The organism is Bradyrhizobium sp. C9, assembly GCF_002532045.1.
Taxonomy (GTDB): Bacteria; Pseudomonadota; Alphaproteobacteria; order Rhizobiales; family Xanthobacteraceae; genus Bradyrhizobium.
The window spans coordinates 249,129-261,761 of the sequence record NZ_NWTG01000008.1 but is presented as its reverse complement, the minus strand read 5'-3'; the positions used below and the strand labels follow the sequence as shown (position 1 = coordinate 261,761).

General features: G+C 65.3%; 11 protein-coding genes. 2 read left to right on the top strand and 9 right to left on the bottom strand.

Features of this window, described 5'->3' with window-relative positions:
* Nucleotides 1-16: 16 nt before the first annotated feature.
* From CO675_RS19895 to CO675_RS19865, 7 genes are all read right to left on the bottom strand, one after another.
* Entirely contained in the window at nt 17-229 is a 213-nt protein-coding gene (locus tag CO675_RS19895) for a hypothetical protein (RefSeq protein ID WP_097673572.1), read from the bottom strand.
* The gene (gene nuoE, locus CO675_RS19890) at nt 229-840 is read right to left on the bottom strand and encodes an NADH-quinone oxidoreductase subunit NuoE (protein WP_029080758.1); all 612 of its coding nucleotides are present in this window, start codon (nt 838-840) and stop codon (nt 229-231) included. The genes CO675_RS19895 and nuoE overlap by 1 nt, the downstream gene beginning before the upstream one ends.
* Before the next feature lie 43 nt (nt 841-883).
* Complete coding sequence (locus tag CO675_RS19885) at nt 884-2,080, bottom strand: NADH-quinone oxidoreductase subunit D (protein ID WP_097673571.1); 1,197 nt, start codon at nt 2,078-2,080, stop codon at nt 884-886.
* Nucleotides 2,077-2,694, bottom strand: a complete 618-nt coding sequence (locus CO675_RS19880; protein ID WP_097673570.1) for an NADH-quinone oxidoreductase subunit C — start codon at nt 2,692-2,694, stop codon at nt 2,077-2,079. Before CO675_RS19880 ends, CO675_RS19885 begins: the two co-directional genes overlap by 4 nt.
* Before the next feature lie 10 nt (nt 2,695-2,704).
* Nucleotides 2,705-3,295 (bottom strand): NuoB/complex I 20 kDa subunit family protein, encoded by a 591-nt coding sequence (locus tag CO675_RS19875; protein ID WP_050402390.1) that lies wholly within the window; start codon nt 3,293-3,295, stop codon nt 2,705-2,707.
* On the bottom strand, nt 3,286-3,651 hold the full coding sequence (locus tag CO675_RS19870; protein ID WP_018271860.1) for an NADH-quinone oxidoreductase subunit A: 366 nt from the start codon (nt 3,649-3,651) through the stop codon (nt 3,286-3,288). Before CO675_RS19870 ends, CO675_RS19875 begins: the two co-directional genes overlap by 10 nt.
* 214 nt (nt 3,652-3,865) lie before the next feature.
* Nucleotides 3,866-4,381, bottom strand: a complete 516-nt coding sequence (locus tag CO675_RS19865; protein WP_097673569.1) for a MarR family winged helix-turn-helix transcriptional regulator — start codon at nt 4,379-4,381, stop codon at nt 3,866-3,868.
* Between the two features lie 150 nt (nt 4,382-4,531).
* On the opposite strand from CO675_RS19865, the gene CO675_RS19860 reads away from it, so the two are divergent.
* The gene (locus CO675_RS19860; RefSeq protein WP_097673568.1) at nt 4,532-5,722 is read left to right on the top strand and encodes an aromatic ring-hydroxylating dioxygenase subunit alpha; all 1,191 of its coding nucleotides are present in this window, start codon (nt 4,532-4,534) and stop codon (nt 5,720-5,722) included.
* Nucleotides 5,723-5,784: 62 nt separating this feature from the next.
* Complete coding sequence (locus tag CO675_RS19855; protein ID WP_097673567.1) at nt 5,785-7,077, top strand: spinster family MFS transporter; 1,293 nt, start codon at nt 5,785-5,787, stop codon at nt 7,075-7,077.
* Here CO675_RS19855 and CO675_RS19850 read toward each other — a convergent pair.
* The gene (locus CO675_RS19850) at nt 7,074-7,892 is read right to left on the bottom strand and encodes an alpha/beta fold hydrolase (protein WP_097673566.1); all 819 of its coding nucleotides are present in this window, start codon (nt 7,890-7,892) and stop codon (nt 7,074-7,076) included. The genes CO675_RS19855 and CO675_RS19850 overlap by 4 nt on opposite strands.
* A 139-nt stretch (nt 7,893-8,031) precedes the next feature.
* Nucleotides 8,032-12,393, bottom strand: a complete 4,362-nt coding sequence (locus CO675_RS19845; protein WP_158231276.1) for an autotransporter domain-containing protein — start codon at nt 12,391-12,393, stop codon at nt 8,032-8,034.
* Nucleotides 12,394-12,633 lie beyond the last annotated feature (240 nt).

The following is a 12,633-nucleotide window of genomic DNA, read 5'->3' as shown; positions in this document are numbered from 1 at the left end:
CAAAACTTTCCGAACATCACCGATTGGCTTGGGAGCAAGCGAGCCCGGCAGCACAGCCGCCGAACACGATGGCCCACAACAGGCTGGATTCCAGCGTCGCGCTCAGGCCGTAACGTTGCAGCAGGAACATGAAGCCGGCCGCGACAGCGGTGTGAAGGGCGATCGTGCGCCAGGCCTTCATCGCAGCGCCCCTCCCCGCCTCGTTTTCCTGCACCTGAAAGCCCCGCATCAGGTGGTTTCCTTCAGCGTCGTCGGCCCGCCTGCGGGCGCCGAGAACTGACGGTCGACCTGCGGGCCCGGCTTGGGCGGATTGCCGGCGGCAAAGCCGTCGAGCACCTTGCCGAAGCTTTCCTTGGTCAGGTCCTCGTAGGTGTCCTTCCAGATCAGCACCATTGGCGCGTTCACGCAGGCGCCGAGACACTCGACCTCTTCCCACGAGAAGTTGCCGTCCTTCGACAGCTGGAACGGATCGTGATGGATGCGATGCTGGCACACCTCGATCAGGTCGGCGGCGCCGCGCAGCCGGCACGGCGTGGTGCCGCAGACCTGCACATGCGCCTTCTTGCCGACCGGCGAGAGCTGGAACATGGTGTAGAAGGTCGCGATCTCCAGCATGCGGATATGCGGCATCTCGAGCAGGTCGGCGACGGCGCGGATCGCCGCTTCCGAGACCCAGCCGTCATGCTGCTCCTGCACGCGCCACAGAATCGCGATCGCAGCCGAAGCCTGACGGCCCGGCGGATACTTCTCGATCTGCTTCTTGGCCCAGGCGAGATTCTCGTCCGTGAACGTGAAGCTCGCGGGCTGCAATTCCTTCGGGGCAAGGCGGCGGACGGACATCGATCAAACTCTCAATTAGCGCGCGGTGCAGATGCGGACATCATCACCGGTCGACCTCGCCGAACACGATGTCCAGCGAGCCAAGGATGGCGGAAACGTCGGCCAGCAGATGGCCCTTGCAGATGTGATCCATCGCCTGCAGATGGGCGAAACCCGGCGCGCGGATCTTGCACTTGTAGGGCTTGTTGGTGCCGTCGGCGACGAGATAGACGCCGAACTCGCCCTTCGGCGCCTCGACCGCGGCATAGACCTCGCCGGCCGGCACGTGCACGCCCTCGGTGTACAGCTTGAAGTGATGGATCAGCGCTTCCATCGAGCGCTTCATGTCACCGCGGCGCGGCGGCGCGATCTTGTTGTCCTCGACCACGACCGGGCCCTGCCCGTCCGGCGCCTTCAGCTTCTGGACGCACTGCTTCATGATGCGCACCGACTGGCGCATCTCTTCCATGCGGATCAGGTAGCGGTCGTAGCAGTCGCCGTTCTTGCCGATCGGAATGTCGAAATCCATCTCGGCGTAGCACTCATAGGGCTGCGACTTGCGCAGGTCCCAGGCCGCGCCTGAGCCGCGCACCATCACGCCGGAGAAGCCCCACTCCCAGGCTTCCTTCAGCGGCACAACGCCGATGTCGACGTTGCGCTGCTTGAAGATGCGGTTACCGGTGAGCAGCGTGTCGAGGTCGTCGACCACCTTGAGGAACGGATCGCACCACGCCTCGATATCGTCGATCAGCTTCGGCGGCAGATCCTGGTGCACGCCGCCGACGCGGAAGAACGCCGCATGCATACGCGAGCCCGAGGCACGCTCGTAGAACACCATCAGCTTCTCGCGCTCTTCAAAACCCCACAGCGGCGGGGTCAGCGCGCCGACGTCCATCGCCTGCGTGGTGACGTTGAGCAGATGGGAGAGGATGCGGCCGATCTCGCAATACAGCACGCGGATCAGCTGGCCACGGCGCGGCACCGTGATGCCGAGCAGCTTCTCCGCCGCAAGGCAGAACGCGTGCTCCTGGTTCATCGGCGCGACGTAATCGAGCCGGTCGAAATACGGAATCGCCTGCAGATAGGTCTTGTGCTCGATCAGCTTCTCGGTGCCGCGGTGAAGCAGGCCGATATGCGGATCGACGCGCTCGACGACTTCGCCGTCGAGCTCCAGCACGAGGCGAAGCACGCCGTGCGCCGCCGGATGCTGCGGGCCGAAATTGATGGTGAAGTTACGAAGATCTTGCGGTTGCTCGTTCATGGCTTCGGCTCCGCCTTGGCCTTCTCGTCACCGGGCAGCGGATAGTCCGCGCCTTCCCAGGGCGAGAGGAAGTCGAACTTGCGGAATTCCTGGTTGAGCCGGACCGGCTCGTACAGCACCCGCTTCTCCTGGTCGTCGTAGCGAACCTCGACGAAGCCGGTGAGCGGGAAATCCTTGCGCAGCGGATGGCCGTCGAAGCCGTAATCGGTCAACAGGCGGCGCATGTCCGGATGCCCGACGAAGATCACGCCGTAAAGATCGTAGGTCTCGCGCTCGAACCAGTCGGCGCCGGGGAAGACGCCGATGATCGAGGGCACCTGCGTGGTCTCGTCGGCCTGGCCGCGTACGCGGATGCGCGTGTTCAGCGTCGGCGACAGCAGATGGTAGACGACGTCGAAGCGCTTTTCGCGGCTCGGATAGTCGACCGCGGTCGCGTCGGTGAAATTGACGAAGCGGCAGTTCGGATCGTCACGCAGAAAACTGACGACGTCCACGATTCTGCTAATCTCGACGTCGATAGTGAGTTGATCGAACGCGACCGAGTGCGCCGTGGCGGCGCCCGGAAGCGCGCTCACGATCGTCTGCCCAAGGGCGTCGAGCTTGCCGTCGTCCATGCCTGAAACCTTAGCGTTCGATGGTGCCGATACGGCGGATCTTCTTCTGCAGCAGCAGCACGCCGTAAAGCAGCGCTTCCGCCGTGGGCGGGCAGCCCGGCACGTAGATGTCGATCGGCACGATGCGGTCGCAACCGCGGACCACCGAGTAGGAATAGTGGTAGTAGCCGCCGCCGTTGGCGCACGAGCCCATCGAGATGACGTAGCGCGGCTCAGGCATCTGGTCGTAGACCTTGCGCAGCGCGGGCGCCATCTTGTTGGTCAGGGTGCCGGCGACGATCATCACGTCGGACTGCCGCGGCGAGGCGCGCGGCGCGAAGCCGAAGCGCTCGACGTCGTAGCGCGGCATCGAGACCTGCATCATCTCGACCGCGCAGCAGGCGAGACCGAAGGTCATCCACATCAGCGAGCCGGTGCGCGCCCAGGTGATGAGATCATCGGCCGCTGCGACGAAGAAGCCCTTGTCGGACAGCTCGTGATTGACCTCGAGGAAGAACGGATCATTGGCGCCGACCGGCTTGCCGGTCGACGGATCGAGAATGCCTCTCGGAGCTTGCGCAATCGCCGGCTGCGAGGATGCGGCGGTGGGGCTCAATCCCATTCGAGCGCGCCTTTCTTCCATTCATACGCGAACCCGACCGTCAGCACGGCCAGGAACACCATCATCGACCAGAAGCCGGTCGCGCCCAGTTTTCCGAACGCCACAGCCCAGGGGAACAGGAACGCCACTTCGAGATCGAAGATGATGAAGAGGATCGCCACCAGATAGAACCGGACGTCGAACTTCATGCGGGCGTCGTCGAAAGCGTTGAATCCGCATTCATAGGCGGACAGCTTTTCCGGATCCGGCGACTGGAACGCGACCAGGAACGGCGCGATCAGGAGCGCCAGCCCGATCAGGCTCGCGACCCCGATAAAGACCACAAGTGGGAGATAATTCTGCAGGATGCCGGTCATCGGCGAGGCCTTCTTGCTGCGGTTTCGGACGTCCCGCAGATTCGTTGATTGGAATTGTTCTTGAGGCTTTAGCGCAGCGCAACAGGGGGCGCAAGACAAGCAATTTTGACGCTTTTACCGTCCCTCCCGCGGGCTCTTTGCCGCATCAGGCGGAAGCGCTTGCCGCAGCGGGGGGCGCAGCTGCGGCCATCCCGTGCCCTGCGCGTTCCCCATATCAGCCCAGCTCCCGCTCGGCAGCGAGCATCTCGGCCGCGGTCAGCATCAGGCGGTCGATATGTCCGAGCAGCAACTCGAGATCCTGTGGACCGAGCTGTTCCAGCAGGCGCCGGTTTCGCTCCTGCGCGCCGGCCACAATGGCATCATGGGCGGCGAGCCCGGCCTTGGTAAGGGAGACAAGTGTTTCCCGATTGTCACGCGGATTGGCTTGCTTGGCGACCAGCTTGCGCGCAACGAGCTCGGCAAGCGCCCGGCTGATCTGCCCCTTGTCCATGCCGACGGCTTCGGCAAGCCGCACCACGCTCATCGGCGGCCGCCGGCCGAGCGAGGCAACCAGGCCGAACTCGACCGAGGACAGGCCGGTCAGGCGCTTGTAGCGCAGCAGCGCACCGCGCCTGAGCAGGTTAGCCAGCACCATCAACCGCGACGACATCATCGCGGTGATTGGCGCCAGTTCGGCGTCAACCACCGCCTCCGGCGGCAAGGCCCGCGCAGTCCTGAACTTCTCGCTCATCGCCAACCTCTGCAACAAAGCCTGTCGCTGCCAAGCTAAACGAGATCGTTGACATTGTCATCGATCTATCGTTGACTTGGTCAACAGGTTGACCGTGGTCAACGACATAGTGACCGCAGGCAGCAAGTCCGGCGGCGGGAGGAAACCACCATGACCGTCACCCAACGGGACCGCGATCTCGGCACGGCCTATGCGATGAAGCCGTCCAGCACCCGGACCGAGCTCACCTCGGTGGTCCGCGGCACCCCGATGGGCGAACTGCTGCGCCGCTACTGGCACCCGATCGGGCTCGTCGGCGACGCCACCGATATCCCCAGAAAAGTCCGCGCGCTCGGCGAAGACCTGATCCTGTTCCGCGACCGGCATGGCCGGGCCGGCCTGCTGCATGCGCGCTGCTGCCATCGCGGCACCACACTCTATTACGGCAAGGTCGAGGAGGACGGCATCCGCTGCTGCTATCACGGCTGGAAGTTCGACACCGAAGGCCGCTGCCTCGAGCAGCCCTGCGAGCCCGAAGGCGGCCTGTTCAAGGACAAGGTGCGCCAGCCCTGGTATCCCGTGCAGGAACGCTATGGCCTGATCTTCGCCTATATGGGCCCGGCCGATAAGCAGCCGGTGCTGCCGCGCTACGAATGCCTGGAGACCATGGACGACGGCGAGTTCGTCGAGGCCGACGATTCCTCGATCGGCGGCGGCGGCCCTGCCGTGATCCCTTGCAACTGGCTGCAGCATTTCGAGAACGTCGCCGACCCCTATCACGTGCCGGTGCTGCACGGCTCGTTCTCGGGGCCGCAATTCACGACCATGATGGCCTCGATGCCCGAGGTGAAGTTCGAGATGTCGCCGCGCGGCGTCGCGGTGCGCTCGATCCGGCGACAGGACGACGGCAAGGTGTTCTATCGCGTCACCGAGGCTGCCCTGCCCACGCTCCGCGTCGTGCCCAATCCGCGGGTCGCGCAATTCGCCCGCGTCGAATCGATCGGCTGGACCCTGCCGATCGACGACACCTCGTTCCGCATCTATGTCGCCGGCCGGGTCAAGAATGCGGGCGATATCGGCCGCATGCGCTCGAAGTTCAACGGCAAGTTCTGGTGGGACATGACGGAGCAGGAGCACCAGCGCTTCCCCGGCGACTACGAGGCGCAGGTCGGCCAGGGACCGGTGACGATCCATTCGGAAGAGCATTTCGGCCAGAGCGATCGCGGCATCCTGATGGTCCGCCGGATGCTCTCTGACCAGCTCGAGGCCATGGCCGCCGGCCGCGACCCGATCGGCGTGTCGTTCGATGCCGATGCGAGGCCGGTGGAATTCGAAGCAGGGAATTACATCCGCGAGGGGTAAGGCCCGCGCGCAAGGCAAACAGACCAACAAGAAAAGACCAGAGAACATCGGGGGACGAAGTCATGGTCGATGTCGCACCGCAGGCGGCTGCAGCCACACAGGCCGCTGCCGCGCCCTCCACGCGCCGCTATTACGTGCTCGGCCTGCTCACCATCATCTACGCCCTCAACTTTCTCGACCGCACGATCTTCAACGTCCTGATCGAGCCGATCAAGAAGGAGTTCGCGCTCAGCGACACCACGATGGGCCTGCTCGCCGGGTTCGGCTTCGTGCTGTTCTATTCGCTGCTTGGCATTCCCATCGCGCGGATGGCCGATCGTCTCAGCCGCCGCAACATCGTGGCAATCGCCTTCGCGTTTTGGAGCGCGATGACCTACCTCTGCGGCATGGCCTCGAGCGTCGCGACGCTGGCGCTCGCGCGGGTCGGCGTCGGCATCGGGGAGTCCGCGGGCACGCCGGCCTCGCAATCGATGATCGCCGATCTATTCGACAAGAACGAGCGCCCGCGCGCGCTCGGCATCTACGCGATCGGCACCTATCTCGGCGTCTTCCTGGGCTATTTCATCGGCGGTTACGTCAATCAGCACTACGGCTGGCGGATGGCTTTCTACACCGCCGGCCTGCCCGGCATCGCGCTCGCCGCCATCTTGTGGCTGACGATCTCCGAGCCGAAGCGCGGTGCGATGGCCGAGACCTTCAAGCCTGAAACGATCGGGCCGACGCTGGGCTTCCTGATCTCGCAACCGAGCTTCGTCATCGTACTGGTCGGCTTCTGCCTCACGACCTACACCAACTACGCCACCGCGGTGTGGATCCCGCCGTTCCTGGCGCGTATCCATCACCTCACGAGCGCCGAGATCGGCACCTATGCCGGCACCTTCAAGGGCCTCGCCGGCATGGCGGGCACGCTGATCGGCGGCCTCGTGGTGGCGCAGATCGGCCGCCGCGACGACCGCTGGAAGCTTTGGGCGCCCGCAATCATGTCCGGCCTCGCCGGTCCGGTGTTCGCGCTGTGCATGCTGACGCAAAGCTTCACGCTGATGGTCGCGATGCTGGCACTAACCTCGTTCATGGTCGGCTTCCATCTCGGCCCGATCTTCGCGATCGCGCAGACGGTCGCAAAGCCCAGCATGCGGGCGCTGGCCTCGGCGATCGTGCTGCTCACCGCGACCTGCTTCGGCCAGGGCGTCGGCCCCCTCGCCGTCGGCATGATCAATGACGCCCTGAAGGGCGCGTACGGCACGGATGCGGTTCGCTACTCGCTGCTGTCGGCCGCGGTGACGACGACACTCGGCGCGCTGCTGTTCGTCTGGGCCGCGCGCTGGATCCGTGCCGATATCGCCCGCGCCAGCTAAGCGTCGAGGAAGGCCAGCAGGTCGGCCATCAGGCGCGCGCTGTGCGTCAGCGGCAAAGCGTGCGGCGCGCCTTCATAGACGGCGAGCTTGCTTCCCTTGATCAGCGCCGCCGTCTTCGCGCCGGTCAGTTCGAGCGGCGCGCTGGCATCCTTGTCGCCGTGCACGATCAGCGTCGGGCGGTCGATGCTCTTGGCCGCAGCGCGCAGATCGGCGAACGAGATGGTCTTGCGGCAGGCCAGCGCCACCGGCAGCGGCACGCTCAGCATCATCTCCCTGATCCATGCCCGCGTAGCATCTGGCGTGTCGGGCATGAAGAACGGCGCCTCGTTCTCGCCCATCCATTTCGGGAAATCCTGCGCGATCGCGGCATTCTGCGCCTCGACCATCGCCCTCGGCACCGCGACCGGATTGTCCTCGGTCTGGACGATGAACGGCGTGGTCGGCGCCACCAGGACCAGCCGCGCGATCCGATCGGCGCCATGACGCGCCAGATAGCTCACCGCCTCGATCGATCCCATCGAATGCGCGACGATCATAACATCGTGCAGATCGTGCTGTTCGATCACGGCGGCAACGTCATCGGTCAGCGTGTCGAGATCGTATCCTGTCATCGGCATGTCGGAACGGCCGTGGCCGCGCCGGTCAGGCGCGACGCAGCGAAAACCCTTGGCGTTCAGCGCCACGATCTGGCTGCCCCAGACGCCGGAATTGAACGTCCATGCGGCAAGCAGCAGCACCGGCTTGCCCGAGCCCCAATCCTGCACGAACAGTTTTGTGCCGTCGCCGGCGGTCGCATAAAGCGGTTGGCTGGCCATGATGGGTTCCTTTTACAGATCGATCGGCAACATCGCCGCCGATGCACCGACCATTGCAAAGGGAGATCGCGCGCGCGATTACGTGTCAGGTAAACACGCGCGTGATGTCGGGCTTACTTGAGCCGGAAACGCTTCCGCCTCACCACTGATACCGCACCAGGCCCTTGCCGGCATAGCTCGAGGTGACGTTGGAGAATTCGCCCTCGAACGTCGCGGCCGCCGACCAGCCGTTCCGCCAGTTCATCTCGAGCGAGGCGGTGGTCAGCGCGGAGTCGCTGGCCTGCGCCGCACCGTTGACGACGAAGCTGGTGCCCGGCAGCGCCTGGAAGGTCGCTGCAGCCGAGCGGTTGGGATCGTAGTCGTGCGCCCAAGCAAAGCGCGTGCGCAGCGTCAGGATGCCGTCCTGCACAGCGAAGGACTTGTCGGTGCGAAGGCCGAGCTCGCTGCGCGTATCGGTGAGGCTCTTGCCGCCATAGGTCAGCGCAAACGTCGGCAGGCCCGAGATCACCCGCTCGGCGTAACCGGGCAGCTCGAAGGTCGTGAACTGGCCCGCGGCATAAGGCGTGATGCCGACGCCGCCGATCCACGGCGCGACGAAACGATAGCCGCCCTCGAGCCGCCCCGAATAGGCGTTGGCGTTGAACTCGGCGCGAAGCTGGTCGATGCCCGCAGCCGTCACGGTGCGGTTGGTGGTGATGTCCTGCCAGCCATAGGCCAGCGCGGCGGAGACATAGGCCGCGCCTTCGGTGTGGCGGACATAGGCGCCGGCCTGGAACAGATCGGACCGGCCGCTGCCGCTGCCCGTGACCGAGAAGCTGGTGCCGCCGCCGGCGATCGCAAAGCCCGCAATGGTGTTCGGCGAGACCAGATAATCGGCGCCGACCGCCGTGCCGTAGATGCTGCTGGTGGTGTCGTTCGATCCGACGACGGCGTTGCCGCTGGTCGATTGCGAACCGCCGAAGCCGGCGGCCCAGACGTTCCAGCGCGACACGAACGGCACCGGCGGCGCCTTGGTGAACATCGCGAATGCATCGGTCTTCCGGGTCGCGGCATAGGCGCTCGCTTCGCCCTCTTCCGCATAGCCAGACGCTCCCGGCATCGAACCCGCGGCGCCGGTGCGGTTCATGAAGGGATCGGTGAGCAGCCCCATGAACTGGTTCATGGCATCGAACGTCGTCTGCTGCGCGCCGGTCGCCAGTTCGCCGGAGGCTTGAGTCAGCCCCGCCGGCGTGAGCGTACCATAGGCCATCGGAATGCCGCCGGTCACATTGAAGTAGTTGACCAGCGAGTTCGCGACGTTCTGCTGGTTGGTGGAAAGGCCGCCGAAATTGAGGGACGGAAAATTCAGCGTCAGATTGAGATAGGCGTGGGTGGCGTCGTAGCTCAGAGCGTCGGTGAAATTCGTCGGCAGGTTCGTGTTGACCAGCGAGCCGAAGGTCCCGCTGACGCTGCCGGCGCCGAGGATCGTATACTGCTTCGAGATATAGTTACCGTTGGCGAATGCTGCATTGACGGTGGCGCCGCCGAGCGTCGCGGTCCCGCTGACATTGGTCGACGCCGCAAGTGTCGGCGTCACCTGCACAAGATAGATCGCGCCGGACTGGAAGGCGAGATTGCCATTGACGGTCAGTGTGCCGGTCGGGTTTGCCGCACTACCGGGCGCGAGCGTGCCGCCACTCATGATGGTTGTGGCCGCCGGATCAATGCCGCCGCTTGAGGGGGCGGCTAACTTGTTGGTCACGACAACCGTACCTACCCCGCCGAGGCCGTTGTTTAGTAGCAATGTGAGCGTGACGCCGCCATCGTTCAAAACGGTGACGGGCGCAGGACCGACGACGCCCGTGCCGCTCAAGGTGCCGCCGGAATTGACCGTCACTTTCGATGAACTGGCGATCGAGCCATCCACTTCCAATGTGCCGCCGGTAACGGTGGTCGCGCCGGTGTAGGTGTTGATGCCGGTCAGAACTTCCTTGCCGCCGGTGACCGCCACACCGCCGCCCGCACCGCCGTCCCGGATGACGCCGGCGAACGTACCGTTCGCATTGGTGAAGGTCAGCGTATTGGCACCGAGATTCACGGTGCCGGCGATGCTGGTCCCGGAAAGACTGTTGATCGGGACGCCGCCACCCGCGCGCGATATATCGAAGATGCCGTCGTTGATCACGGCCTTCGAGGACGCAATGCTGCGGCCGCTCAACAGGTCGAGCTCGCCGCCGGCGTTGATCGTGGTCAGCCCGGTATAGGTGTTGGCGCCGCCGAATCGCGCCAGGGCGCCATATGCGACCGTCACATTGCCCCCGGTGCCGCCACCAATGCCGCCGTCCTGGATGACGCCGTTGTAAGTACCCACAGCGCGGGCGATAGTCAGCGTCTTCGCGCCAAGAGACACGACGCTGTGGCCGTTCGGATCATCCAGGCCAGCGACGCTGGCACCGCTGTTGGTCTGCGAAATGTCGAATGTGCCGCTTCCCGCGCCCGCAGCGAAGAATGCGACCGCGAACGAATTGGCAATCGCGCCGTTTCCCTTGAGTGCCAGCGTCGCACCGGCATCGATCTGGGTAAAGCCGACGTAACCGTTCACACCGGACAGGGTCTGCGTTCCGCCCGCGATCTCGAGGCCCCCTCCTGGCGAGCCGTTGATCGCGCCGGAAAACTCCGTCGAACCGGCAGTAATCACCAATGCTTTGCCGCCGAGCGCAACCGATCCATCGCCGGCGAGCGTCGTGATCCTGTTGTTGAAGAACGATGATGCCGAAATATCGAACGTGCCATTGGCCGTCACGACGCTCGAATTCGAGATGCTGCCGCCGCCCGACAGCGCCAGCATTGAGCCGGAATTGATAGTCGTGGCGCCGGAATAGCTCTCCGCCGCCGTGAGGGTCAGCGCACCGCCGCTGCCTGAGTTCGCGACCGTCACACCGCCTGTGCCGGTCAATGCGGTCGCGAGCGTCACGGCATTGCCGTTGTAATCAAACGTCGCACCACTGGTGCCGACCGCGTTCAGCCGGCCTGATATGTCGGCCGTGTTGCCGCTCGCCCATTGCAGACCGCCGCCGTTGAGCGTGAGGTTGCCCGAGCCGAAATTGTTCGCTGCATTGAAGTTGATCAGGCCGCCGCTCACGGTCGTGCCGCCCGAATAGGTGTTTGCGGCGGTGAGCGTCAGCGTGCCGGCACCGGTCTTGGCAAGGCTCCAGCTGCCGGCATCGGCGCCTGTGCCGCCGCTGCCGGTCTGGTCGGCGATGACATCGGAGACGGTCTGGTTCTGGCCGGCCGCGGGACTGAAGGTCAGTGTTCCGTTGCCCTGCAGGAACAGACCCGAGCCGAGGGCGGAGCCATTGCCGGCGCCGACACCACCCGTTCCGCCGGTGACGCTGCTGCCGTTGACGGTAAAGGCACCGGAGACATTGAGCGTTCCGCCACCCTGGACAAACACCGCGCCGCCTGCGCCGAGCCCGCCGCCGGCACCACCTTGGGCATCGTTGCCGCCGTTGCCGGCGCCGAAGCCGCCAGTGTTCCCACAAGTGCGACCGGAATTGCCGCTGGCGCCGCCACCACCACCGCCGAAGCCGCCCGTTCCCGGATTGAGAAAGCAGCGCACGCTGCCGCCGCCGCCGCCGAAACCGCCAATGCCACCCGCGCTGTTGTTGCTGCCGCCGCCGCCGCCGCCAAAGCCGCCAGCACCGCCGCCGCTGCTCGGGCCTCCGGTGGAGGTACCAGCGCCACCGCCGATTCCACCACCGCCGCCGGCGGAATTGACTCCACTCCCCATGACCCCGCCGCCGCCGCCGCCTCCGCTGGCGCCCCCTGCGCCTGGCGTGGCACTAACATCAGCCGCGCCGCTGCCGCCACCGGCAGCGCCGACAGCGATGCCAGCAGCGCCATTGTTACCCGTGGTGGCCGCCGCGCCGGCCCCGCCATTGGCGCCGAGGCCAATCCCGCCACCACCGCCACCGCCGGCGTTGCCGCCGTTACCGCCATTGCCGCCGAGCCCGCCGCCGCCACCACCGCCACCGCCCGCGCCGTAATTGCCGCCATTGCCGCCATTGGCCTGGTTGCTGGCGAGCGAAACATTGCTCACCGTAACGTTGGCGCCGCTGGCAACGAACAACGCGCCGCCGGCGCCCATCCCGCCGCCGCCACCGCCATCAAACCCACCGCCGCCATTGCCGCCCTTGGCCACTGCATTCTGGATCGTCAGGTTGTTGATCGCGACGGTGCCGGCGTAGACGAAGAATCCGCGCTGCACGCCGCCGCCGTCGAGCGTGAAGTTGCCGCCGTTGATGGTTACGGTGCCGCTCGAATTGATGATGGGCAGCGTCGTTCCGGCAGTCAGCGTGATGTTGTTCGTGATGTTGAGCCTGTAGTTGGTGCCGGGATTGTTATCGATCGTCGTCAGCGCGGTGACGAGGCTCGCTCCGTCGCCGACGTTCAGCACCGTCTGGGCGTGTGCGCCGGTCCCGGACGCGATGAGCAGGGCAAGAGTTACGGCAACCCGCCGCAAGCGGGGCGATCGAAAGCGTTCCACAACGTGCACGCGCATGGCATTCCAACTCGGGCCGCGCATAGGCGGTCACTGAAAATCTCAGCGTGAGGTTGTATCCCCTGAGACATCCTGCCGCATGACAAAAAGCCAAACTGGCACCGAAAGCGCGACGATGTGCCTTCTTTGCCACAAAGGAGGCCCCACTTCATCCCGCCACGTCGGCGGCAGAACGATGGGCCGTCGTCGGCACGAGTCTCC

Excerpts from the sequence above, each read along its gene's own strand:
- CO675_RS19885 (WP_097673571.1), bottom strand. The coding sequence starts at position 2,080 with ATGAACGAGCAACCGCAAGATCTTCGTAACTTCACCATCAATTTCGGC.
- CO675_RS19895 (WP_097673572.1), bottom strand. The coding sequence starts at position 229 with ATGCGGGGCTTTCAGGTGCAGGAAAACGAGGCGGGGAGGGGCGCTGCG.
- CO675_RS19880 (WP_097673570.1), bottom strand. The coding sequence starts at position 2,694 with ATGGACGACGGCAAGCTCGACGCCCTTGGGCAGACGATCGTGAGCGCG.
- CO675_RS19850 (WP_097673566.1), bottom strand. The coding sequence starts at position 7,892 with ATGGCCAGCCAACCGCTTTATGCGACCGCCGGCGACGGCACAAAACTG.
- CO675_RS19865 (WP_097673569.1), bottom strand. The coding sequence starts at position 4,381 with ATGAGCGAGAAGTTCAGGACTGCGCGGGCCTTGCCGCCGGAGGCGGTG.
- CO675_RS19860 (WP_097673568.1), top strand. The coding sequence starts at position 4,532 with ATGACCGTCACCCAACGGGACCGCGATCTCGGCACGGCCTATGCGATG.
- CO675_RS19875 (WP_050402390.1), bottom strand. The coding sequence starts at position 3,295 with ATGGGATTGAGCCCCACCGCCGCATCCTCGCAGCCGGCGATTGCGCAA.
- CO675_RS19870 (WP_018271860.1), bottom strand. The coding sequence starts at position 3,651 with ATGACCGGCATCCTGCAGAATTATCTCCCACTTGTGGTCTTTATCGGG.
- CO675_RS19855 (WP_097673567.1), top strand. The coding sequence starts at position 5,785 with ATGGTCGATGTCGCACCGCAGGCGGCTGCAGCCACACAGGCCGCTGCC.
- nuoE (WP_029080758.1), bottom strand. The coding sequence starts at position 840 with ATGTCCGTCCGCCGCCTTGCCCCGAAGGAATTGCAGCCCGCGAGCTTC.